Below are 22,048 nucleotides of genomic sequence, written 5' to 3'. Positions count from 1 at the left end.
AGCCAGCTCCCCCCTCCGAGGGGCGGCGGACAGCATCCGCCGTCCCTCAGTCGCGCGTCCCCGCGCTGTGCCTCCACCGCCGCCCCGAGGCAACCGCCCACACCAGTGGAAGCACCGCCACCGCCACCCCCAAACCCCCGGCCGCACCCGTCCCCGCTCCCGGCACGGCGACACCGCTCAACACAACCCCCACCGCAGCCGACCCGGCGGCCACCCCATCCGACCCCGCGCCTGCGTCAACCCCCACCGCAGCCGACCCGGCGTCCCTCCGCTCCGACCCTGCACTTGCCTCGACCCCGACCAGCGGCAGCAACCGCGAGGGTCCGTGCCGTCGAAGGGAGGCCGGGATCAGGGTCAGCGGGTCCAGATAGACGTCACCTCGTAGCAGCCCCCAGTGGAGACAGCCCGCGGGGCAGTGGAAGGGGCCGGACAGCAGGACGCCGACGGGTTGCCCGGCGGCCACCTGCGTGCCGGTCGGGAGAGTTGCCCGGACGGGCTCGTAGGTGGTGCGCAGCGGCGGTGTTCCGGTGCCGGTGAGTTCGACCGTGACCACGCCCTGGCCCGCCACCGTGCCGGCGAAGGTGATGCGGCCTGGCGCTGCGGCTCGTACCTGGGCGCCCGGGGCGGCGGCGAGGTCGGCGCCTCGGTGGCCGGGGGACCAGGGGAGTGGTGGCGGTTCGAAGCCGCGTACCACCCTGGGTGGTTCTCGGCCGCCGGGGCCGGTGACCGGCCATGCTCGCTGGCCGTCCGGGTCGGGTGCGCCGGTGGCTCGGCCCGCCGGGAGCACCGCGAGCAGTAAGGCCGCCACCGCCGTGACCGCCGCCCGGGCCCACCCCAACCCTCTGGCGTCCCCCGCCGTGCGCGTCCCCAACCCTCGGGAGCCCGCGGCCGTCTTCCGCGGCTGGTGCCGCTGCGTTCTCGTCTGCATGGCGTTACTGTCGCCGCACTCGCCTGGAGCGGGATGATCTTGGGCGGAAGCTGTGGACAACTCGGAGAGTGTGGACAACTGGGCCACTCATGCGGGTGAAATCGCCTCGCACCCTCCCTAAAACCGAAATCCGCCGGAAACCGCCGTGTCGCCCGGCGCCTCGCCGGTCCCGTACACTTTCCCTGGCGACCCGGGCCCCCGGGTCGACTTCGCACGCCCCGCCGCCGTCGCGTCAGTCCACGTCATGAACGTCATGGGCAGCACGGTGGCCGCGTCCCTCGGTCCTCGGAAGACTCGCGCCAGCGCAAGGCTCCCGCGGCATGGCGCGTCGGGGCGTCAGGCGTGGCAGCCGCCCGGCGGCCACGGAACCGAGTACCCAAGGAGCACGGCAATGGCCGTCGTCACGATGCGGGAGCTGCTGGAGAGCGGCGTCCACTTCGGGCACCAGACCCGCCGCTGGAACCCGAAGATGAAGCGCTTCATCTTCACCGAGCGCAACGGCATCTACATCATCGACCTTCTCCAGTCGCTGTCGTACATCGACCGCGCCTACGAGTTCGTCAAGGAGACCGTCGCGCACGGCGGTTCCATCCTCTTCGTCGGTACGAAGAAGCAGGCCCAGGAGGCCATCGCCGAGCAGGCGACCCGCGTCGGCATGCCGTACGTCAACCAGCGCTGGCTGGGCGGCATGCTCACCAACTTCTCGACGGTCTACAAGCGCCTGCAGCGTCTGAAGGAGCTCGAGGAGATCGACTTCACGGATGTGGCCGCCTCCGGCCTCACCAAGAAGGAGCTCCTGGTCCTCGAGCGCGAGAAGAACAAGCTGGAGAAGACCCTCGGCGGTATCCGCGACATGCAGAAGGTGCCGAGCGCCGTCTGGATCGTGGACACCAAGAAGGAGCACATCGCCGTCGGTGAGGCGCGCAAGCTGCGCATCCCGGTCGTCGCGATCCTCGACACCAACTGCGACCCGGACGAGGTCGACTACAAGATCCCGGGCAACGACGACGCGATCCGCTCCGTCACCCTGCTCACCCGCGTGATCGCCGACGCCGTGGCCGAGGGCCTGATCGCCCGCTCCGGTGCCGCCACCGGTGACAAGGCCGCCCCGGCCGAGCCGCTGGCCGAGTGGGAGCGCGAGCTGCTGGAGGGCGAGAAGGCGCAGGCCGCCGAGGAGAAGGCCCCGGTCGCCGAGGAGACCGCGGCCGCCGAGGAGAAGGCTCCGGCCGCCGAGGCCGAGAAGCCCGCCGAGGGCGAGCAGGCCTGAGCCGTAGCCACCGGCTCACACGGCTGAACGCGGCGGGGGACGGGACCTTCCTTACGAGGACCGACCCCCGCCGTTCACCGGTGGAACCGCTGACCGGCACGGGCCACCGGTGGTAGACCCCCGACTTTCCGAGAAGAGATTCCAGGGACCATGGCGAACTACACCGCCGCCGACGTCAAGAAGCTCCGTGAGCTCACCGGCGCCGGCATGATGGACTGCAAGAAGGCGCTGGACGAGGCCGAGGGCAACGTCGAGAAGGCCGTCGAGATCCTGCGCGTCAAGGGCCAGAAGGGCGTCGCCAAGCGCGAGAGCCGTAGCGCCGAGAACGGTGCCGTGGTCTCGCTCATCGCCGACGACAACGCCTCCGGTGTGCTGCTCGAGCTGAAGTGCGAGACGGACTTCGTGGCGAAGGGCGAGAAGTTCCTCGCCGTCGCCGACGCGCTGGCCGCGCACGTCGCCAAGACCTCCCCGGCCGACCTCGAGGCGCTGCTCGCCTCCGAGATCGAGGCCGGCAAGACCGTCCAGGCTTACGTCGACGAGGCCAACGCCAACCTCGGCGAGAAGATCGTCCTGGACCGCTTCGCGCAGTTCACCGACGGTTTCGTCGCCGCGTACATGCACCGCACCATGCCCGACCTGCCGCCGCAGGTCGGTGTGCTGGTCGAGCTGGACAAGGCGAACGCCGAGGTCGCCAAGGACGTCGCGCAGCACATCGCCGCGTTCTCGCCGAAGTTCCTCACCCGTGAGGAGGTCCCGGCCGAGGTCGTGGAGAACGAGCGCCGCGTCGCCGAGGCCACCGCGCGTGAGGAGGGCAAGCCGGAGGCTGCCCTGTCGAAGATCGTCGACGGTCGGGTGACGGGCTTCTACAAGGAGAACGTGCTGGTGGACCAGCCCTTCGCCAAGGACAACAAGAAGTCCGTGCAGAAGGTGCTGGACGAGGCCGGCGTCACGCTGAAGCGCTTCGCGCGCATCCGCGTCGGCGTCTGAGTCGCGCAAGCGTAAGACCCGCGACCCCGCAGGGGTCGATCGCGGTCGGCCGCTGGCCGGCCGGCCGCAGTTGTGACGAGGAGGCCATTGCCGTCATGGGAACTCAACGAGACCCACGGCAATGGCCTCCTTCGTACGTGCACGAGGAGAACTCCATGGATCAGGACGACCGCACCGGCGATTCGACGGCCAATAACGCCGAAGGCACTGACAACAGCGGCAGCAAGCCGCGCCGGTTCCTGCTGAAGCTTTCCGGCGAGGCGTTCGGTGGCGGCAGCCTCGGCGTGGACCCCGATGTCGTGCACAAGATCGCGCGGGAGATCGCGGCGGTGGTTCGCGGCGGCACGCAGATCGCCGTCGTGATCGGCGGTGGCAACTTCTTCCGTGGCGCCGAGCTCCAGCAGCGCGGCATGGACCGGGCGCGCTCGGACTACATGGGCATGCTCGGCATCGTCATGAACTGCCTGGCGCTCCAGGACTTCCTGGAGAAGGAGGGCATCGACACCCGGGTGCAGACCGCCATCACCATGGGCCAGGTCGCCGAGCCGTACATTCCGCTGCGGGCCGTGCGGCACTTGGAGAAGGGCCGGGTGGTCATCTTCGGCGCGGGCATGGGCATGCCGTACTTCTCCACCGACACCACCGCCGCGCAGCGGGCCCTGGAGATCCACGCCGAGGAGATCCTGATGGGCAAGAACGGGGTGGACGGCGTCTACGACTCCGACCCGAAGGTCAACCCGGACGCGGTGAAGTTCGACGCCCTGGAGTACGACGAGGTCCTGGCCCGTGACCTGAAGGTGGCCGACGCCACCGCGATCACGCTGTGCCGGGACAACAAGCTGCCCATCCTGGTCTTCGAACTCCTCACTGAGGGGAACATCGCCCGTGCCGTGAAGGGTGAGAAGATCGGCACGCTGGTGAGCGAGCACGGCACCCGGGACTGAGCACGACCCCACGACCAGGGGTACGGCAACCCCGTAACGGACCGAACAGTCCGGTACGGGGATGGACAACACGCTGCCGGTTCGACACCGTGCAGGGAAGACGCGCGCACGCAGGGGCGAGACTCTGCTCATGATGAGGACCAGGAGCACATGGTGATCGAAGAGATCCTCCTCGAAGCCGAGGAGAAGATGGAAAAGGCCGTCGTGGTCGCCAAGGAGGACTTCGCCGCGATCCGCACCGGGCGTGCGCACCCGGCGATGTTCAACAAGATCGTGGCGGACTACTACGGCGCCTTGACGCCCATCAACCAGTTGGCGTCCTTCTCGGTGCCCGAGCCGCGGATGGCCGTGGTGACTCCGTTCGACAAGAGCGCGCTGCGCAACATCGAGCAGGCGATCCGCGACTCCGACCTGGGCGTCAACCCGTCGAACGACGGCAACATCATCCGAGTGACGTTCCCGGAGCTGACCGAGGAGCGCCGCCGGGACTACATCAAGGTCGCCAGGACCAAGGGCGAGGACGCGAAGGTCTCGATCCGCAGCGTCCGGCGCAAGGCCAAGGACGCCCTCGACAAGCTCGTCAAGGACAAGGAGACCGGCGAGGACGAGGTGCGGCGTGCCGAGAAGGAGCTTGACGACACCACCGCCAAGTACGTGGCGCAGGTCGACGAGCTGCTCAAGCACAAGGAAGCAGAGCTGCTAGAGGTCTGATGAACGACTCTTCACGGGGGTCCTCGCCGGGCGCCGGTTACTGGAGGGCCCCCGAGCAGGCGCATTTTTCGGCGGGTCCTGGCTACGACGGCGGGGAGGCGGCGCAGACTCGACCCATGCCACCAGTACCGGACGCCAGTGGCGGCCCGCAGTTCCGGGACGAGTCCCCCGTGCCGTCGGAGCGTCACGCGTCCGCGGCGCCGCACTCCGGAGCCGGGGCGTCCGGTGCTTCGGCGGTGCCGGGCGGGCGCCGCGCCAACCGGACGAAGAAGAAGGCGGGCCGTAACCTGCCCGCCGCGATAGGGGTCGGCGTCGGGCTCGGCGCCGTCATCATCGTCGCGCTGTTCGTGGTGAAGGCGGTCTTCGTCGGCGTGGTGGTGCTCGCGGTGGTCGTGGGCCTGTGGGAGCTGACCAGTCGGCTCTCCGAGCGCAAGGGCATCCGGGTGCCGCTGGTGCCGTTGGCGGTCGGCGGCACAGCGATGGTGATCGCCGGTTACGTACGCGACGCCGAGGGCGCCTGGGTGGCGATGGCGCTGACCGCGCTGGCGGTCCTGGTGTGGCGGATGACCCAGCCACCGGAGAACTACCTACGGGATGTCACCGCGGGCCTGTTCGCCGCGTTCTACGTGCCGTTCCTCGCCACGTTCGTGGTGATGATGCTGGCCGCGCACGACGGGCCGTGGCGGGTGTTCGTCTTCCTGTTGCTCACCGTGGTCAGCGACACCGGCGCCTACGCGGTCGGCTGGCGGTTCGGCAGGCACAAGCTGGCGCCCCGGATCAGCCCCGGCAAGACCCGTGAGGGCCTGGTCGGCGCGGTCACCTTCGCGATGGCCGCGGGCGCGCTGTCGATGCGGTTCCTCATCGACGGCGGCCAGTGGTGGCAGGGCCTGCTGCTGGGGCTTGCGGTCGCGGCCAGCGCCACGCTCGGCGACCTCGGCGAGTCCATGATCAAGCGGGACCTGGGCATCAAGGACATGGGCACGCTGCTGCCGGGCCACGGCGGCATCATGGACCGGCTCGACTCGCTGCTGCCCACCGCCCCGGTGGTCTGGCTGCTTCTGGTGGTCTTCGTCGGGGCGGGCTGACGGCTCCGTCGTCGCGAGCGCCAGTTCGTCGATTTCAGGGGCGGGAGGAGGGGCGGCTGGGCCAGGATGCTCCCGTGGACTCAGGGGTGTGGGTAGGTGCCGTGGCGGGTCTCGTCGGCGCGCTGGTGGGCGCGGGGGGATCGATCGCCACCACGCTGGCAACCCAGCGCTATCAGAGGGCTGAAGCTCGCCGGGAGCAGCGGGAAAAGCTCGCCAGGGAAACCGTCGAGGCAATCTCCCATGAGTTCGTCGCCCTTCACGAACTCGCCTGGACCTACCCGGCTGAGGGGGCCCCGCTAGAGGTCATGAGACCGTTTCGCTTGATGGCGAACGAACATCACCAGCGGATACTCCTCGCACTCCCTCGGCTTCCGGACCGCGCGTTGGCGGAGCGCGTCGGAGACATCGCGATGGCGAGCGCGTTGACCTTCCAGGGCGGCGAAGGCTCGTACCTGGATCGTCGGCAGGGCGCTGTCAGCGTCCCGTACGAGGGGCTGAGCTGTCTCGGAGCCTTTCTCCGAGAAGACCCGCTGCCACCGCCCACCGACTACACGCAGGTAGTAATGGCGCGCCGTCGGGCCAACGAGGCTGGGACCGGGGGCGCGCCGGAGGCCGTCAGCGAGGGGAACACATCGCAGGCTCAGTGAGCCACGGCCAAGACCGCGTCCACAGCGCGTCGGGCGCGTTCTCGGCGGTTGGGCATCAGGTGCGCGTACACCCGCAGCGTCAGGGCGGGGTCGGTGTGGCCCAGGTATTCGCTGACGGCCGCGATCGCGCCTTGGTGGGCGTCGTCGGTCAACTCGGGTAGATCTCATCGCGGTACAACGCCCGAGCATCACGAGCTGAGTTGGACCTGGTCGACCTTCGCGGCGTCGTTGAGCACCGTGCGCCAGCCGTGGGCAAGGTTGTCGATGAGCTGCGCATCCGCGCCGCGGGATTCCGGAAGGATCAGGTTGCGGTGGCAGAAGATCGGCAGGAACCGGTTGTACGTGCCGCCCGCCATCTCTGAGTCCTGCATCTTCGCCCGGAACTCGTCCGGGGTGATGTGCCCGAGGATCGCGATGTGCGGGCTGGTGGCCTTCATCGAGTCGCGGACCATGGAGCCGAGGTCTTCGCCGTCCCAGGCTTGCGTGCTGATCGGCGATTCTGTGACGGATGTCGAAGCCGCCCATGCCGCCGGGGTGAAGGCGATCGGCTTCGCCAACAAGCCCCACAAGCCCGAGGCGCTCCGTGCCGCCGGTGCTGACGCGATCACGTCGAGCATGGGTGCCGTAGCCGAAGCTTTGGGTCCGACGGGTCGCGGCACCGACCCTGCACCCGCCAGCACTGTCACCCGAATGGCGCAACATGACGTGCCACCCACATGGGTGAGGATCAAGCTGTCTAGTGCCCCAATCGAGGCAATCCGTGAAAGGGGAAACCAAATGCGCATGCGACGAAGCCTCGCCGCCGTCACCGCCGCGGCAGCCCTCGCCGGACTCGGCCTCACGGGCGCCGCCACCGCCACCGCCGCCACCGCACGGGGTGGCCCGTCCTACGTCACCCCTTCTCAGTGCACGCAGGGCGGCGGAACGCCCGATCTGGCGCACAACGTCTGCAAGGGCGGCACGCACAACGGGGAGAAGATCGACTAACCCCACAAGGCGCCCCGCGGCCACGCGCCGCGGGGCGCTCCCGCGCGAGCGTAGCCGGGAGAGTCGCAGGTACTGTGCCGACCCGTCGGGCACGCTGGTGCGCCCGGATCGGGCTTTCTCCCTGGTCCGCCGCTCGGTGCTGGCCGTCTGTGGGCCGTCCGAGGAGGCCCGGCGACCACCACCAACCACCGGTGACAGCCAGAACGAAACCGCAGTGGCGCAGGTCGCGAAAGACGATCTGCGACACTGGACAAATCATGCCTGCACCCGGAGAACTCACCTTCGTAGCGCCGCGCGGGGCCAAGAAGCCCCCGCGGCACCTTGCCGACCTGAGCCCCGCCGAGCGCCGGGAGGCGGTCGCCGGGCTCGGCGAGAAGCCGTTTCGCGCCAAGCAGCTCTCGCAGCACTACTTCGCGCGTTACGCGGACGATCCGGCGCAGTGGACCGACATCCCGGCGGCGGCCCGCGAGAGGCTCGCCGCCGATCTGCTGCCCGACCTGATGTCGGTGGTCCGGCACATATCGTGCGACGACGACACCACCCGCAAGACGCTGTGGCGGCTGTTCGACGGCACGCTGGTGGAGTCCGTGCTGATGCGCTACCCGGACCGGGTCACCATGTGCATCAGCTCGCAGGCCGGGTGCGGGATGAACTGCCCGTTCTGCGCCACCGGTCAGGCGGGCCTGACCCGCAACCTGTCGACCGCCGAGATCGTGCACCAGATCGTCGCCGGAATGCGCTCGCTGCGCGACGGCGAGATCCCCGGCGGCCCGGCGCGGCTGTCGAACATCGTCTTCATGGGCATGGGCGAGCCGCTGGCCAACTACAACCGGGTCATCGGCGCCATCCGCCGCCTGACCGACCCGGAGCCGGACGGCCTGGGACTGTCGCAGCGCGGCATCACCGTCTCCACCGTCGGGCTCGTCCCGGCCATGCTGCGGTTCGCCGACGAGGGCCTCAAGTGCCGTCTCGCGCTCTCCCTGCACGCCCCCGACGACGAGCTGCGCGACACCCTGGTGCCGGTCAACACCCGGTGGAAGGTCCGCGAGGTGCTCGACGCCGCCTGGCACTACGCCGAGGTCTCCGGCCGCCGGGTCTCCATCGAGTACGCGCTGATCAAGGACATCAACGACCAGGCGTGGCGGGCCGATCTGCTGGGCCGACTGCTCAAGGGCCACCGGGTGCACGTCAACCTGATCCCGCTCAACCCCACCCCCGGCTCCAAGTGGACCGCGTCCCGCCCCGAGGACGAGCGGGCCTTCGTCCGCGCGCTGGAGGCGCACGGCGTGCCGGTGACCGTGCGGGACACCCGCGGCCAGGAGATCGACGGAGCGTGCGGGCAGCTTGCCGCTGCAGAGCGCTGACGGCGCACTGATATCGTAGCTTCGCACAAATGTGCAACTGAGTTCGTTTCCGACAGGGGAGCGCGTCCAGCGCTGAGAGTGCGGCCGGGTGGCCGCAGACCCTCGAACCTGATCCGGGTCATGCCGGCGAAGGGAGTTCGGCCATGCCTTCGGCCAACGCAAGCAGTCTGCCCTCGACCAGGTGGCGCACCGTCGACATCGTGGTCACCGCCGTCCTCGGCGCCGCCTTCGGCGTGGTGTTCTGGGCGTGGAACTCGCTGTGGGACGGGGTCGCCAGCGCCATACCGCTGCCCGCCCGCGGACTGATCTACGGTGTGTGGCTGGTGCCCGCGGTGCTCGGGCCGCTGGTCATCCGCAAGCCCGGCGCGGGCATCTTCTGCGAGGTGGTCGCCGCCACCGTCGCCACCTTCTTCGGCTCCCCCTGGGGCCTGGTCACCCTGCTGTACGGGGTGCTGCAGGGCATGGCCGGTGAGTTCGGCTTCGCGTTCACCGGATACCGGGTGTGGCGCTGGCCGACCGCGCTGACCGGCGGGGCGCTGGCCGGGCTCGCCGCCTCACTGATGGACAACGCCCTGTACTACGGGGCCGACTCCCTGGTCTGGCAGATCGGCTACACCGTGCTGGTCACCATCAGCTCGGCCGCCATCGCGGGACTGGGCAGCCTGGCGCTGACCAAGTCCCTCGCCCAGACCGGCGCCCTGGATCCGTTCCCGTCCGGCCGCGAACGCGCCGCCGTCTGAGGACCGATGAGCACGGTACGGCTGCGCGGCTTCGGCCACCGGCACGCCGGACGCCGCCGATGGGCGGTGCGCGGCGTCGACCTGGAGATCCGGCACGGCGAACGGGTGGCCCTGCTCGGCCCGTCCGGCGCGGGCAAGTCCACCCTGCTCGCCGCCCTCGCCGGACTGCTTCCCCCCGACTCCGGTGAGCGCGAGGGCAGCATCGAGATCGACGGGCTCGACCCGCGCGAGGCCCGTCCCCGTACCGGGATCGTCTTCCAGGACCCGCAGTCCCAACTGGTCATGGAACGCGCGGGCGATGACGTCGCCTTCGGCCTGGAGAACCGCGGCACCCCGCCGGAACGGATCCCGGCGCTGGTCGACGCCGCGCTGCGCCGCGTCGGCTTCCCCTACGGCCCTCACCGGTCCACCGGTGCGCTGTCCGGCGGCGAACAGCAGCGGCTCGCCCTCGCCGGAGCACTCGTCACCCGCCCCGGACTGCTGCTGCTCGACGAGCCCACCGCCAACCTCGACCCGGCCGGAGCCGCCCTGGTACGCCAGGTGCTCGCCGGAATCGAGGACACCACGCAGATCATCGTCGAGCACCGCATCGCCGAACTCGCCGGGCAGCTCGACCGCGTCATCGTCCTCGAACCGGGCGGCGGCATTCGCGCCGACGGCCCGCCCGAGCAGGTCTTCGCCCGCCACGGCGACCAACTCGCCGCCGACGGCGTGTGGGTACCGGACCACCCCGTGCTCGCCCACCCCGCGCGGGTGACGCCCGGCGATGACCTGCTGCGCGCCGAGTCCCTCAGCTACCGCCCGGTCCTGCGCGACCTGGGCCCGGTCACGGTACGGGCCGCCGAAGCGCTCGCCGTCCTCGGACCCAACGGCGCGGGCAAGTCCACCCTCGCCCTACTGCTCGGCGGACTGCTCACCCCCAGCGGCGGCCGGATCACCGCCACCGGCGAACTCGCCGGAGCCGATGCCGCCACCCCGCCGCACAAGTGGCGGGCCCCCGCACTGGCCCGGCGGATCGGATCGGTCTTCCAGAACCCCGAGCACCAGTTCGTCACCGCCAAGGTGCGCGACGAACTCGCCCTCGGCGCCGCCCGACCGGACGGCATCGACGAACTCCTGCAACGGCTACGCCTCGACGCCCTCGCCGAAGCCAACCCGCACACCCTGTCCGGCGGCGAACAGCGCCGACTGTCGGTCGCCACCGCACTGGCCGCCGCACCCCGCCTGCTCATCCTGGACGAGCCCACCTTCGGCCAGGACCGGCGCACCTGGGCCGAACTCGTCGCGCTGCTCGCCCAGTTGCGCGACGAGGGCCACGGCATCGTCGCCGTCACCCACGACGCCGACTTCCTCACCGCCCTGGACGCGCGCGAACTGCGCCTGGAACCACAGCCGTTGGCCGCCGCATGAACCGCACCGCCCCCATCGCCGACCCGGCGGCCCCACTGGCCCGCCGCAACCCGGTCGCCAAGCTCGCCGCCGCGGCCGTCTTCGCGCTCGCCTTGGTCATCAGCCTCGACCCGGTCGCGCCGGGCATCGCGCTCGCCGTGGAACTCGCCGTCGTACCGCTGTTCGGCATCCGCTACCCGGTACTGGCCCGGCGCGCCTGGCCGCTGCTGGTCAGTGTGCTCGGCGCGGTCGTCACCCTCTTCCTGTTCGCCGCCGACCGCGAGCACATCCTCACCGACGCCCTCGCACTCGGTCTGCGGATCGTGGCGGTGGCACTGCCCGGCGTACTGGTCTTCGCCACCACCGACCCCACCGACCTCGCCGACGCGCTCATCCAGAACGCCCGGGTCTCCGCGCGGTTCGCCATCGGCACGCTCGCCGCATGGCGGCTGGTGCCGCTGCTCGGACAGGAGTGGCAGCTGATCAACGCGGCGCGGCGGGCCCGCGGCGTGGACCCCGGGCGCAATCCGGTCGCCCGGCTGAGGTTGTTCGCCTCGGCGACGTTCACCCTGCTGGTCGGCGCCATCCGGCGCGGCACCCGTCTGGCGTCCGCGATGGACGCCCGCGGCTTCGACTCCGGTGTGCCGCGCACCAGCGCCCGCCGCCAGCACTTCACCGCGGCGGACGCCGCGTTCATCGCCGTCAGCACCGCCCTGGCCGCGGGGGCGGTGACGGTGAGCGTACTGGCGGGCGCCTTCCACCCGGTCTTCAGCTGACACCGCGCCGTGTGCCCCCGGCCTGGGGCATCGCCGGTTCGGCACCGCCGGGCTCCGACGTCGGAACCGCTCGCCGCCGCGGCGCACAGTCGTGCGGACGCAATGGCCGAACTTCCGGGCCGCACCCGGGCTTCGCGGGCTTGCCCTCAAGGACGCGCGCAGCGGCGGCGAGCGACCACGACGGCGGAGTCCGCGGTGCCGCGCCGACCGTGAACCCCAGCCGCTACCGCGCCAAGGGAAGGGCGGCCAGTTGGCCGACCGCCCAGGTGACCGGTGCCAGCACGGCGAGTACGACCAGCAACCGCAGCAGCGCCGCGAGGCGCAACACCCGGGACGGGGCCGCCAGTTCCTCCGGAACCTCGCAGGCCTGCGCCGAACCGGCGGCCGCCGTACACGCCGTGGCCGTCGTACACGCCAGCACCAGCGCCGCACCCAGACCGGTCAGCGGCCCCAACGGCCGCGCCGAGTGCAGCACGGTCGCCGCCAGCGCCGCCGACGCCACCGCACACAGCACCCCCAGCGGACGTCCCACCCGCGCCGCCTGCGTTTGCAGCGTGCGCCCCGCCAACAGCCGTACCGCACCGGGCCGGAAGGCCGCCAGCAGCCGACCGCCGAAGTGCACCAGGCCCGGCCCGGCCAGCACCAGACCCGAGGCGGTGAGCACCCAACCCACCAGTACCGCGGGCGCGATCGCCCCGAGCCCGCCGGGCAGCGGCAGCGCGGTACCGGCGGCCGGGCGGGTCCAGCGGCTGGCGTAGACCTCGACGGCCAGTCCGGCCGCGGTCAGCGCCACACCCCACGGCAGCCCGGAGACGGTCGCCGCCCGCCGCCGTCGCCGCAGCGCCACCAACGACCCGGCGGCGCCCACCAGCGGCAGCACCACCAGCAGCGTGGCGATCCCGGCGACCGGCAGCGGCAGCACGCCCGCCAGGCGTTCGCGGAACCACAGGAACACCCCCAGCGCGACCAGGCTGCCCAGCAGACAGCTCACCCCCGTGGACACCGCGGCCAGCACCGGCAGCCACGACCGGCCGAGACCCGCCGCGACCAGCCCGGGATGCGCCCGCTCCCCGGTCTCGGTACGGGCCACCGCGACCGTCAGATGGACCGCCGTCGCCAGCGGCACCACGCACCAGGCCAGCCGCACCAGTCCGGCGGAGGGGTCCTGCGGATGACCGAGCGCATGGCCGACCGCGGCCAGCAGCAGGAATCCGGTGCCCGCGGACGCCGCGACCACCAGCAGCCGCCGCAGCAGTGACAGCGGTCGCGCGCGGCGCATCAGGCGGAGGCTGAGCACGGCGCCACCCCCTCCTCCGGCCAGGGTCCGTTCGGCAGGGCCGCTGCCCGCTGGCCGTCCACCAGCGCGACGGTCCGATCGGCGAACGCGGCGACCTCGGGGTCATGGGTGGCCAGCAGCACGGTGATGCCATGGGTGCGGGCCGCCGCGGTCAGCGTGCGCAGCACCTGCGCCCGATCGGCGCGGTGCAGCGGCGCCGTCGGCTCGTCCGCGAAGATCACCTCCGGCAGGGACACCAGCGCCCGGGCGACCGCCACCCGCTGCCGCTGCGCCTGCAGCAGGTCACCGGGCCGTCGTCGCGCGCACTCGCCGACATCCAGCCGGTCCAGCCACTCCTGCGCGGAGTTCCGGGCGGCGCGGTGCGTGGCGCCGGACAGCAGCAGCGGCAGCGCCGCGTTCTCCCACGCGGTCAGCTCCGGAACCAGCTGCGGGCTGCTGCCCACCCACCCGAAGCACTCCCGGCGCAGCCGCTCGCGGGCGGCGCCGGGCAGGGTGTGCACCGGCGCGCTGTTGAACCACACCTCGCCCTCGTCCGCCACCAGTTGCCCCGACAGGCACTTCAGCAAGGTGGTCTTGCCCGCGCCGCGCGGGCCGACGATGCCCAGGATCTCTCCGTCGCGCACCCCGACGGAGACCCCGAGCAGGGCGGGCGAACCCTGATGGGAATGGCGCAGGCCGCGCCCCCACAGCACGTCGTTGTCCGGCGGGGCCACCATGCCGCGCACCTCCGCTGCTCGTCGTTGCCGGGACAGTCCGGTCCGGGAAAGCACGAATCCCCTTCGCACCGTTGAACGAGTGCGAAGGGGATCGGTCACGACCGGCGGTCCCGGTGGAGCAGCGGACGGCCCGGATCAGGCCGGCCGCGCGGGCCGGGTCACAGCCTGGTCCACGCCTCGCTGAGCACCGAGCGCAGGATCTGCTCGATCTCGTCGAAGGTGGACTGGTCGGAGATCAGCGGCGGGGCGAGCTGCACCACCGGGTCGCCGCGGTCGTCGGCCCGGCAGTACAGGCCGTTCTCGAACAGCTTCTTGGAGACGAAGCCGTACAGCAGGCGCTCGCACTCCTCACCGGTGAAGGTCTCCTTGGTGGCCTTGTCCTTGACCAGTTCGATGCCGTAGAAGAACCCGTTGCCGCGCACGTCGCCGACGATCGGCAGGTCGTGCAGCTTCTGCAGGGTCTTCAGGAACGCCGACTCGTTGTCCAGGACGTGCTGGTTGAGGCCCTCGCGCTCGAAGATGTCGAGGTTGGCCAGCGCCACCGCCGCGGAGACCGGGTGCCCGCCGAAGGTGTAGCCGTGCAGGAAGGTGTTGTCCTGCTTGTAGAACGGCTCGGCGACGCGGTCCGAGACGATCGCGGCGCCGATCGGCGAGTAGCCGGACGTCATGCCCTTGGCGCAGGTGATGATGTCCGGCACGTAGTCGAACTTGTCGCACGCGAACATCGTGCCGAGGCGGCCGAAGGCGCAGATGACCTCGTCGGAGACGAGCAGCACGTCGTACTGGTCGCAGATCTCGCGGACCCGCTGGAAGTATCCGGGCGGCGGCGGGAAGCAGCCGCCCGCGTTCTGCACCGGCTCAAGGAAGACCGCGGCGACGGTCTCCGGGCCCTCGAACAGGATCTGCTGCTCGATCTGGTCGGCGGCCCAGCGGCCGAACGCCTCCGGGTCGTCGCCGTGGATCGGGGCGCGGTAGATGTTGGTGTTGGGGACCTTGTGCGCGCCGGGCACCAGTGGTTCGAACGGCGCCTTGAGCGCGGGCAGTCCGGTGATGGACAGCGCGCCCTGCGGGGTGCCGTGGTAGGCGACCGCGCGGGAGATCACCTTGTACTTGGTGTGGTTGCCCTTCAGCTTGTGGTACTGCTTCGCCAACTTCCAGGCGGTCTCGACCGCTTCACCACCGCCGGTGGTGAAGAAGACCTTGTTCAGGTCGCCGGGCGCGTGGTGCGCCAGCCGCTCGGCCAGCTCGATCGCCTTTGGGTGGGCGTACGACCAGATCGGGAAGAAGGCCAGCTCCGAGGCCTGCTTCGCGGCGACCTCGGCCAGCTCCCGGCGGCCGTGGCCGGCCTGCACGACGAACAGGCCGGCGAGGCCGTCGAGGTACTTCTTGCCGTTGCTGTCGTAGACGTACGTGCCCTCGCCGCGCACGATGGTCGGTACGGGGGTGTTCTCGTACGACGACATGCGCGTGAAGTGCATCCACAGGTGGTCGTACGCAGACTTTGACAGGTCCGAGCTCATGGCTATCTGGTTCCCCAGGTGTAGGTCTGCTTCCGGAGCTTGAGGTAGACGAAGCTCTCGGTGGACCGCACGCCGGGCAGCGCGCGGATCCGCTTGTTGATCATCTCCAGGAGATGGTCATCGTCCTCGCAGACGATCTCGATCAGCAGATCGAACGAGCCCGCCGTCATCACGACGTACTCGACCTCTCCCATCCCGGCCAGTGCGTCGGCGACCGGTTCCAGGTCGCCTTCGACGTTGATGCCGACCATCGCCTGTCGCCGGAATCCCACGGTGAGCGGGTCGGTGACCGCGACGATCTGCATCACGCCCTGGTCGAGGAGCTTTTGGACCCGCTGCCGGACGGCTGCCTCGGACAGGCCGACCGCCTTGCCGATCGCGGCGTACGGGCGGCGTCCGTCCTCCTGCAGCTGCTCGATGATCGCCTTGGAAACGGAGTCGATCACCGGAGCGCCGTTGCGGTCCTTCGGGTCGGGTGTACGTGTGGCCACGCAGCCACTGTGCATGAGGACTCGTCCGTCACGCAAGCCCCTGGCGATGAAATCCGTTGAGATGCGAATGAGAAATTACTGATTCCATTGTTCGAGGGGGGTAGGTATGTCGAATCCGCTCGTTCAGCGGCTAGGGTGAGTGATGTCTCACCCATCGGACACAGCACACCGCACGAAGGACGGGAGAAGGCAGTGAGCGAGCCGCGCACCCTGCGCAACTACATCGACGGGCAGTTCCGGGATGCCGCCGACGGTCGCACCACGGACATCGTCAACCCGGCCACCGGCGAGGTGTACGCCACCGCCCCGCTGTCCGGCGCGGCCGACGTGGACGCGGCGATGGCCGCGGCCGCGGCCGCCTTCCCGGCCTGGCGCGACACGATTCCGGCCGAGCGGCAGAAGGCGCTGCTGAAGATCGCGGACGCCGTCGAGGCGCGGGCCGAGGAACTGATCGCCGCCGAGAGCGAGAACACCGGCAAGCCGATCGGTCTGACCCGCAGCGAGGAGATCCCGCCGATGGTCGACCAGATCCGCTTCTTCGCGGGCGCCGCCCGGATGCTGGAGGGCCGCTCGGCCGGCGAGTACATGGAGGGCCTGACCTCCATCATCCGCCGGGAGCCGGTCGGGGTGTGCGCGCAGGTCGCGCCGTGGAACTACCCGATGATGATGGCGGTGTGGAAGTTCGCCCCGGCCATCGCCGCGGGCAACACCGTGGTGCTCAAGCCGTCGGACACCACGCCCGCCTCGACCGTGCTGCTCGCCGAGATCATCGGGGACATCCTGCCCAAGGGCGTCTTCAACGTCATCTGCGGCGACCGCGAAACCGGCCGGCTGATGGTCGAGCACGACGTGCCCGCGATGGCCTCGATCACCGGCTCGGTGCGCGCGGGCATGCAGGTCGCCGAGAGCGCGTCCAAGGACCTCAAGCGCGTCCACCTCGAACTCGGCGGCAAGGCCCCGGTCGTGGTGTTCGAGGACGTCGACATCCCCAAGGCCGTCGAGGACATCTCGGTGGCGGGTTTCTTCAACGCGGGCCAGGACTGTACCGCCGCGACCCGGGTGCTGGTACACGAGTCCATCCACGACGAGTTCGTGGCCGCGCTCACCAAGGCCGCCGCCGACACCAAGACCGGCCAGCCCGACGACGAGGACGTGCTGTTCGGCCCGCTCAACAACGCCAACCAGCTGCAGCAGGTCACCGGTTTCATCGAGCGGCTGCCCGCGCACGCCAAGGTCCAGACCGGCGGCCACCGGGTCGGCGAGAAGGGCTACTTCTTCGCCCCGACCGTCGTCTCCGGACTGAAGCAGGACGACGAGATCATCCAGAAGGAGGTCTTCGGCCCGGTCATCACCGTCCAGTCCTTCACCGACGAGGACCAGGCCGTCGCCTACGCCAACGGCGTGGAGTACGCGCTCGCCTCCTCGGTGTGGACCAGGGACCACGGCCGCGCCATGCGGATGTCCAAGAAGCTCGACTTCGGCTGCGTGTGGATCAACACCCACATCCCGCTGGTCGCGGAGATGCCGCACGGCGGCTTCAAGAAGTCCGGCTACGGCAAGGACCTTTCGGCCTACGGCTTCGAGGACTACACCCGCATCAAGCACGTGATGACGTCGCTGGACTGACGCCGCGGCAGCGCCGGGCCCCGGCTCACACCAGTGACCCGGGGCCCGCGCATCCTCCTACGCGGCCGCGCTCCCGCCCTCCAGCCGGGCCGCAAGGCGCTCCCGCAGCCGGGTCAGCCGGTCGATCTGCGCGTCCAGGGCGGCGAGTCGGCGCGCCGCCACGCCGGGGGCGGCCCCGGGGACGGCACCGCACGGCGGCAGGGTGTCGCCCTCGACCAGGTCCAGCCGGTGCGCGCACGCGCGGACGTCCTCGACGGTCAACCGCCGTACGGTGCACCGACGTTGGCCCCTGACCCGCGCGTCAAGGTCAAGCGCCGGCCGCCAACGCCTCGGTGTAGGTGTCGATCTCGGCGTTCAGCCTGGCCTTCGACACGCCGTCCATGAACGACGCCTCGACCGCGTTCTTCGCCAGCGCGGCCACCCCCGCCGCGTCCAGCCCCAGCAGCCGCGCCGCGACGGCGTATTCGGTGTTCAGGTCGGTGCCGAACATCGGGGGGTCGTCGCTGTTGACGGTGATCAGCACACCGGCGTCGGACATCGCGCGGATCGGGTGTTCGTCCAAAGTGGCCACCGCGCGGGTGGCGATGTTGGAGGTGGGGCAGACCTCCAGCGGGATACGGTGCTCGGCCAGGTGCTCGAGCAGCGCGGGGTCCTGGACCGCGCTGGTGCCGTGGCCGATGCGCTCGGCGCCCAGGTCGCGCAGCGCGCTCCAGATGGTCTGCGGTCCGGTGGTCTCGCCCGCGTGCGGCACGCTGTGCAGGCCCGCGGCCCGGGCGCGGTCGAAGTACGGCTTGAACTGCGGGCGGGGAACGCCGATTTCGGGACCGCCGAGACCGAACGAGACCAGGCCGTCGGGACCGTGCTTCAGCGCCAGCTCCGTGGTCACCTCCGCCGACTGCAGGCCCGCCTCACCGGGGATGTCGAAGCACCAGCGCAGCACGGTGCCGAACTCCCGCTCGGCCGCCACCCGGGCGTCCTCTATGGCCTCCATGAAGGCCTCCGCCGCGATCCCGCGGCGCACCGAGCTGTAGGGGGTGATGGTCAGCTCCGCGTAGCGGATGTTCTGCCGCGCCATGTCGCGGGCGACCTCGTACGTCAGCAGACGTACGTCGGCCGCGTCGCGGATCAGGTCCACCACGGACAGATAGACGTCGATGAAGTGGGCGAAGTCGCGGAAGGTGAAGTACTCCGTGAGCGCGTCGAGATCCGCGGGTACCTTCGAGTCGGCGTGCCGTGCGGCGAGTTCCGCGACGATCCGCGGCGAGGCCGAACCGACATGGTGGACGTGCAGTTCCGCCTTGGGCAGTCCGGCGATGAAGACGTCGAGCCCGGCGGGTGCGGTCGGTGCGGAACTGGCGGTCATACGGGTCCCCTCCTGCGGTTGCGCGGACCGGCCCATCGTAGACGTGCGTACCGGGCGGCCCGTCGGCCGTAGGCCATAACATTGCGGGACGTACCTAGAGGAAAGGTTGCGATGTCCGACGAGCAACACGATCGGTCACGAATCGAACGCCGTGACCCGTGGGCACCGCCGCAGGACGCCGTGCCCCCCTCCCCGCAGGACACCCCCCGGGACGCCTGTCCGCCACCGCCCCCCAACGGGCCGTACGACCCGTACCAGGCGGCCTGCCCACCCGGCTACCCCGGCTACCCGTACGCCGCCTGGCTGCACCCCGCGCCGCGCAACGCGCTCGGCACGGCGGCCCTGGTGCTGGGCATAGTCGGCACCGTCGCCGCCGTCACCTGCTTCGGCGTGGTGCTCGGACTGCCGCTCGGCGTGCTGGCGGTGGTGTTCGGCCTCATCGGCCGTCGCCGGGCGCGCCGCGGTGAGGCGACCAACGGCGGACAGGCGCTGAGCGGGACGATCCTCGGCGCCGCCGCCATCGCCGTGTCGATCGCGGTGATCGCGCTGGTCGCCACCTCGTACAACGGGCTCTTCGGCGCCGCGGACGTGGCGCTGACCTCGGCCCGCGGGACCTACGACAAGCCGCTGGGCGCCGACGGCACCGCCAGGTTCGACGACGGAACGCAGGTCACCGCCACCACCCCGCAGCGCTTCACCCCGCCCGCGGGCGCCGACGGCTACACCGCGGGGGACACCGCGTACCGCTTCACCGTGACCGTGCGCAACACCGGCGACGCGGACCTGCGCCTCGGCGACTACACCTACTACGGCACCGCCGGGGGCGACCAGACCGACCTCCAGCTGATCTCGACCTCCACCGGCGAGTTGGCCGAGGACTTCCCCGACGTACTGCGCCCCGGCCAGGTCTCCAAGGTCGTCTTCGCCTTCGACGTCCCGCCGGGGCTGACCCCCCTGCAGTTCGACTTCGAACCGACAACCAACCACGAAGACGCTTACTGGGAACTGCGGTTGAGGTAGTCGGGGGCAACCGCCCACGGAAGGCAGGGGGCTTGCCCCCGAAGGAGAAGCGAAACGTACGGCGGGTCCGGGCGAAAGCCCGGACCCGCCTCTGTGCCGGTGGCCTACGGCGTCAGCTGATGTTGAGCGCCGTGTCGTCGATGACGAAGGACGTCTGCGCTCCGGAGCCCTCGGCCCCGGTGAACTTCAGCGTGACCGTCTTCCCCGCGAGGGAGGAGACGTCGAACGACTTCTGCGCGTAACCCGAGTTGGCGTTCAGGTTGGAGTAGGTGGCCAGGGTGGTGGAGCCGGCCTGGACCGTCAGCTTGTCGGAGGCGGTCGACGAGGTCTTGTCGGTGTCGATGTGCAGCCAGAAGCTGAGGGTGGCGTGGCATCCGGCCGGGATGGTCACCGACTGGGACAGCGTGTCGGTGTGGCTGGAGCCGTAACCGTCGAGCCAGGCGTCCCAGCTGCCGGAGTGCGGCGGCTCGGTCGGGTCGTTGTTGATCACGTACGGGGTCGCCGACCAGGGCGCGGCGGTGCCGGTCTCGAAGCCCGGGTTGCCGATGAGCTGCTGCGCGTTGCAGCCGCCGCCGGAGCCGCCGACCGTCCAGGTGAAGGAGGCCGAGCCGGAGGCACCGGTGGAGTCCTTGGCGGTCACCGTCACGTTGGAGGTGCCTGCGGTCGTCGGGGTACCGGTGATCAGGCCGGTCGAGGAGTTGATGGACAGTCCGGCGGGCAGGCCGGTGGCGCTGTAGCCGAGCGTCTGTCCGCTGGCCGAGTCGCTCGCCTTGATCTGCAGCGACACCGAGGTGCCCACGGCGGTCGACTGGTTGCCCGGGTTGGTCACCGTCACGGTGTTGCCGGTGCTGGAGCCGTTGGTGAACGCGGCGGTGCCGTTCGGGGTGCCCCAGCCGGTCGGGCCGTCGTAGCCGGGGCCCGCGGTGCACAGGTACGACGGGGAGCAGCTGCCGTTGCTGCCGCTGGTGACGTCGTTGAGCGCCGAGGTGTGCGCGTACGGGTAGGACGCGGGGTAGCTGCCCGCCGCCGGTGTGCCGGCCAGGGCGTAGACCGAGGCGATGATCGGCGAGGAGGCGCTGGTTCCGCCGTAGACGTTCCAGCCGGAGCCGCCGTAGGTCTGGTAGACGGCGACACCGGTGGCCGGGTCGGCGACCGCCGAGACGTCGGAGATGGTCCGGTTGGAGCAGCCGCTGTCGGTCTGCCAGGACGGCTTGGTGTCGTACGCCGAGCAGCCGGAGCCGGTGCCCTCGGTGCTGCTGGTGTTCCACACCGACTCCGACCAGCCGCGGGCGCTGGAGTCGCGGGTCAGCGAGGTGCCGCCGACGGAGGTCACGTACCGCGAGGCGGCCGGGTACTCCGCGCCGTAGCCGCTGTCACCGGCGCTGACGGTGATGGCGACGCCCGGGTGGTCGAAGTACTGGCTGTCCGAGCTGGTGTCGGTGGAGTCCTCGGAGCCGCCGTAGCTGTTGGAGACGTACTTGGCGCCCTGGGCGACGGCCTGGTTCACCGCGGCCCCCAGGTCCGACATGTTGGCGCTGTTCGCCTCGACCAGCAGGATGTGGCACTGCGGGCAGATCGCGCTGACCATGTCCACGTCGAGGGAGATCTCCCCCGCCCAACCGCTGTCCGCGGTCGGGTAGTTGGTGCCGCCGTTCTGGTCGATCTTCTTGAAGCAGCCGTTGGCCGTGGTGCAGGCCGGCAGGCCGTACTGCGAACGGTAGGTGGCCAGGTCGGACTCGGCGTTGGGGTCGTCCTGCGCGTCCACGATGGCCACCGTCTGGCCCGAACCGGCCGAGGCCGACGGCAGGTTGTAGGCGCTCTGCAGGTCGCTGGGGCCGTAGCCGGACGGGGTGGCGTTGGGGGACAGGTGCAGGTGCTGCATCACGTCGGTGCGCACCTCGGCGAGGCAGGCCTCCTGGCCGGGCTGGGTGTGCTGGTTGCACAGGTTCCGGGTGTGCGTGGTGGTCTGGGACGCGGTGGCGGACGACGGGGTGGCGGCGAGAAGACCGGCGCTCACCAGTGCCGCTGTGGACAGCAGCGCCGTGGCGGCGGTTCTCGCCATGCGTCTGCCGGAGTGTCGCTTCGAGCGCATGGACATGCCCTCCAGTGGGGGATGCGCAGGACAGGGTGGTCTGCGCATGACAAGTGATCAACGGCGGGGCCGTGACCGATGGAGAGTGCGGGTGCCGT

General features: G+C 70.7%; 21 protein-coding genes, 2 pseudogenes and 1 riboswitch. Of the genes and pseudogenes, 14 read left to right on the top strand and 9 right to left on the bottom strand.

All coding sequences use genetic code 11. From position 1 onward, the window contains the following. Positions 1–46: 46 nt before the first annotated feature. Positions 47–928 (bottom strand): murein hydrolase activator EnvC family protein, encoded by an 882-nt coding sequence (locus P3G67_RS34465; RefSeq protein WP_313881879.1) that lies wholly within the window; start codon positions 926–928, stop codon positions 47–49. Between the two features lie 391 nt (positions 929–1,319). Between P3G67_RS34465 and rpsB the strand changes: the two genes are divergently transcribed. From rpsB to P3G67_RS34435, 6 genes are all read left to right on the top strand, one after another. Then, entirely contained in the window at positions 1,320–2,195 is an 876-nt protein-coding gene (rpsB, locus tag P3G67_RS34460; protein ID WP_276097021.1) for a 30S ribosomal protein S2, read from the top strand. 150 nt (positions 2,196–2,345) lie between these two features. Next, complete coding sequence (gene tsf / locus P3G67_RS34455) at positions 2,346–3,182, top strand: translation elongation factor Ts (protein WP_269859001.1); 837 nt, start codon at positions 2,346–2,348, stop codon at positions 3,180–3,182. 155 nt (positions 3,183–3,337) lie between these two features. After that, on the top strand, positions 3,338–4,126 hold the full coding sequence (pyrH, locus tag P3G67_RS34450) for a UMP kinase (protein WP_269859000.1): 789 nt from the start codon (positions 3,338–3,340) through the stop codon (positions 4,124–4,126). A 153-nt stretch (positions 4,127–4,279) separates the two neighbouring features. Beyond that, positions 4,280–4,837 carry a ribosome recycling factor gene (frr, locus tag P3G67_RS34445; protein ID WP_269859062.1) on the top strand — a complete coding sequence of 186 codons (558 nt, stop codon included), beginning with the start codon at positions 4,280–4,282 and terminating at the stop codon, positions 4,835–4,837. Then, the gene (locus tag P3G67_RS34440) at positions 4,837–5,922 is read left to right on the top strand and encodes a phosphatidate cytidylyltransferase (RefSeq protein WP_276097020.1); all 1,086 of its coding nucleotides are present in this window, start codon (positions 4,837–4,839) and stop codon (positions 5,920–5,922) included. The genes frr and P3G67_RS34440 overlap by 1 nt, the downstream gene beginning before the upstream one ends. 101 nt (positions 5,923–6,023) lie before the next feature. Next, entirely contained in the window at positions 6,024–6,569 is a 546-nt protein-coding gene (locus P3G67_RS34435; RefSeq protein WP_276097019.1) for a hypothetical protein, read from the top strand. Here P3G67_RS34435 and P3G67_RS34430 read toward each other — a convergent pair. Then, positions 6,563–6,697: pseudogene (locus P3G67_RS34430) on the bottom strand (site-specific integrase); the annotation flags it as partial. The gene P3G67_RS34435 and the pseudogene P3G67_RS34430 sit on opposite strands and share 7 nt — an antisense overlap. A gap of 136 nt (positions 6,698–6,833) precedes the next feature. Between P3G67_RS34430 and P3G67_RS35915 the strand changes: the two are divergent. The 6 genes and pseudogenes from P3G67_RS35915 to P3G67_RS34395 all read left to right on the top strand — a co-directional run. Further along, positions 6,834–7,109 (top strand): annotated as a pseudogene (locus P3G67_RS35915) (HAD hydrolase-like protein); the annotation flags it as partial. Between the two features lie 237 nt (positions 7,110–7,346). After that, positions 7,347–7,556 (top strand): hypothetical protein, encoded by a 210-nt coding sequence (locus tag P3G67_RS34415; protein ID WP_276097022.1) that lies wholly within the window; start codon positions 7,347–7,349, stop codon positions 7,554–7,556. A gap of 257 nt (positions 7,557–7,813) precedes the next feature. Beyond that, positions 7,814–8,920, top strand: a complete 1,107-nt coding sequence (gene rlmN, locus P3G67_RS34410; protein ID WP_269859521.1) for a 23S rRNA (adenine(2503)-C(2))-methyltransferase RlmN — start codon at positions 7,814–7,816, stop codon at positions 8,918–8,920. A gap of 44 nt (positions 8,921–8,964) precedes the next feature. Next, positions 8,965–9,073, top strand: a riboswitch (TPP riboswitch). Further along, complete coding sequence (locus P3G67_RS34405) at positions 9,064–9,660, top strand: ECF transporter S component (protein WP_276097017.1); 597 nt, start codon at positions 9,064–9,066, stop codon at positions 9,658–9,660. It overlaps the preceding riboswitch by 10 nt. 6 nt (positions 9,661–9,666) lie before the next feature. Then, a complete protein-coding gene (locus P3G67_RS34400) occupies positions 9,667–11,070 on the top strand; it encodes an ABC transporter ATP-binding protein (protein ID WP_276097016.1) in 1,404 nt (467 codons plus the stop codon). Next, a complete protein-coding gene (locus tag P3G67_RS34395; RefSeq protein ID WP_276097015.1) occupies positions 11,067–11,825 on the top strand; it encodes an energy-coupling factor transporter transmembrane component T family protein in 759 nt (252 codons plus the stop codon). Before P3G67_RS34400 ends, P3G67_RS34395 begins: the two co-directional genes overlap by 4 nt. Positions 11,826–12,048: 223 nt before the next feature. Here P3G67_RS34395 and P3G67_RS34390 read toward each other — a convergent pair whose 3' ends face one another. The 4 genes from P3G67_RS34390 to P3G67_RS34375 form a co-directional block, all read right to left on the bottom strand. Further along, positions 12,049–13,104: a hypothetical protein gene (locus P3G67_RS34390; protein WP_391858411.1), complete on the bottom strand. Its 1,056-nt coding sequence runs from the start codon at positions 13,102–13,104 to the stop codon at positions 12,049–12,051. Continuing rightward, complete coding sequence (locus tag P3G67_RS34385) at positions 13,104–13,838, bottom strand: ABC transporter ATP-binding protein (protein ID WP_276097013.1); 735 nt, start codon at positions 13,836–13,838, stop codon at positions 13,104–13,106. Before P3G67_RS34385 ends, P3G67_RS34390 begins: the two co-directional genes overlap by 1 nt. A gap of 158 nt (positions 13,839–13,996) precedes the next feature. After that, a complete protein-coding gene (locus P3G67_RS34380; RefSeq protein WP_276097012.1) occupies positions 13,997–15,358 on the bottom strand; it encodes an aspartate aminotransferase family protein in 1,362 nt (453 codons plus the stop codon). A gap of 2 nt (positions 15,359–15,360) precedes the next feature. Then, positions 15,361–15,864, bottom strand: coding sequence for an Lrp/AsnC family transcriptional regulator (locus P3G67_RS34375; protein WP_269859515.1), 504 nt, complete (start codon positions 15,862–15,864; stop codon positions 15,361–15,363). A 177-nt stretch (positions 15,865–16,041) separates the two neighbouring features. Here P3G67_RS34375 and P3G67_RS34370 point away from each other — a divergent pair, with 177 nt between their 5' ends. Beyond that, entirely contained in the window at positions 16,042–17,475 is a 1,434-nt protein-coding gene (locus P3G67_RS34370; RefSeq protein ID WP_276097011.1) for a gamma-aminobutyraldehyde dehydrogenase, read from the top strand. Positions 17,476–17,532: 57 nt separating this feature from the next. On the opposite strand, the gene P3G67_RS34365 is transcribed toward P3G67_RS34370, so the two are convergent. Continuing rightward, on the bottom strand, positions 17,533–17,736 hold the full coding sequence (locus P3G67_RS34365) for a MerR family DNA-binding protein (RefSeq protein ID WP_276097010.1): 204 nt from the start codon (positions 17,734–17,736) through the stop codon (positions 17,533–17,535). 46 nt (positions 17,737–17,782) lie between these two features. Beyond that, complete coding sequence (locus P3G67_RS34360) at positions 17,783–18,838, bottom strand: adenosine deaminase (RefSeq protein WP_276097009.1); 1,056 nt, start codon at positions 18,836–18,838, stop codon at positions 17,783–17,785. A 111-nt stretch (positions 18,839–18,949) separates the two neighbouring features. On the opposite strand from P3G67_RS34360, the gene P3G67_RS34355 reads away from it, so the two are divergent. Further along, entirely contained in the window at positions 18,950–19,858 is a 909-nt protein-coding gene (locus P3G67_RS34355) for a DUF4190 domain-containing protein (protein ID WP_276097008.1), read from the top strand. Between the two features lie 112 nt (positions 19,859–19,970). Here P3G67_RS34355 and P3G67_RS34350 read toward each other — a convergent pair whose 3' ends face one another. Next, positions 19,971–21,950, bottom strand: coding sequence for a putative Ig domain-containing protein (locus P3G67_RS34350; RefSeq protein ID WP_276097007.1), 1,980 nt, complete (start codon positions 21,948–21,950; stop codon positions 19,971–19,973). Positions 21,951–22,048: the final 98 nt, after the last annotated feature.

This window comes from Streptomyces silvisoli (assembly GCF_029269905.1).
Lineage (GTDB): Bacteria > Actinomycetota > Actinomycetes > Streptomycetales > Streptomycetaceae > Streptantibioticus_A > Streptantibioticus_A silvisoli_A.
Note: the sequence above shows the minus strand (reverse complement) of the source record. Positions and strands in the feature narration are given on the sequence as shown.

Excerpts from the sequence above, each read along its gene's own strand:
- P3G67_RS34360 (WP_276097009.1), bottom strand. The coding sequence starts at position 18,838 with ATGACCGCCAGTTCCGCACCGACCGCACCCGCCGGGCTCGACGTCTTC.
- P3G67_RS34415 (WP_276097022.1), top strand. The coding sequence starts at position 7,347 with ATGCGCATGCGACGAAGCCTCGCCGCCGTCACCGCCGCGGCAGCCCTC.
- P3G67_RS34390 (WP_391858411.1), bottom strand. The coding sequence starts at position 13,104 with ATGCGCCGCGCGCGACCGCTGTCACTGCTGCGGCGGCTGCTGGTGGTC.
- P3G67_RS34405 (WP_276097017.1), top strand. The coding sequence starts at position 9,064 with ATGCCTTCGGCCAACGCAAGCAGTCTGCCCTCGACCAGGTGGCGCACC.
- P3G67_RS34375 (WP_269859515.1), bottom strand. The coding sequence starts at position 15,864 with ATGCACAGTGGCTGCGTGGCCACACGTACACCCGACCCGAAGGACCGC.
- P3G67_RS34395 (WP_276097015.1), top strand. The coding sequence starts at position 11,067 with ATGAACCGCACCGCCCCCATCGCCGACCCGGCGGCCCCACTGGCCCGC.
- P3G67_RS34465 (WP_313881879.1), bottom strand. The coding sequence starts at position 928 with ATGCAGACGAGAACGCAGCGGCACCAGCCGCGGAAGACGGCCGCGGGC.
- P3G67_RS34350 (WP_276097007.1), bottom strand. The coding sequence starts at position 21,950 with ATGCGCTCGAAGCGACACTCCGGCAGACGCATGGCGAGAACCGCCGCC.
- rlmN (WP_269859521.1), top strand. The coding sequence starts at position 7,814 with ATGCCTGCACCCGGAGAACTCACCTTCGTAGCGCCGCGCGGGGCCAAG.
- P3G67_RS34380 (WP_276097012.1), bottom strand. The coding sequence starts at position 15,358 with ATGAGCTCGGACCTGTCAAAGTCTGCGTACGACCACCTGTGGATGCAC.
- P3G67_RS34385 (WP_276097013.1), bottom strand. The coding sequence starts at position 13,838 with ATGGTGGCCCCGCCGGACAACGACGTGCTGTGGGGGCGCGGCCTGCGC.
- P3G67_RS34440 (WP_276097020.1), top strand. The coding sequence starts at position 4,837 with ATGAACGACTCTTCACGGGGGTCCTCGCCGGGCGCCGGTTACTGGAGG.
- rpsB (WP_276097021.1), top strand. The coding sequence starts at position 1,320 with ATGGCCGTCGTCACGATGCGGGAGCTGCTGGAGAGCGGCGTCCACTTC.
- P3G67_RS34355 (WP_276097008.1), top strand. The coding sequence starts at position 18,950 with ATGTCCGACGAGCAACACGATCGGTCACGAATCGAACGCCGTGACCCG.
- P3G67_RS34400 (WP_276097016.1), top strand. The coding sequence starts at position 9,667 with ATGAGCACGGTACGGCTGCGCGGCTTCGGCCACCGGCACGCCGGACGC.
- tsf (WP_269859001.1), top strand. The coding sequence starts at position 2,346 with ATGGCGAACTACACCGCCGCCGACGTCAAGAAGCTCCGTGAGCTCACC.
- pyrH (WP_269859000.1), top strand. The coding sequence starts at position 3,338 with ATGGATCAGGACGACCGCACCGGCGATTCGACGGCCAATAACGCCGAA.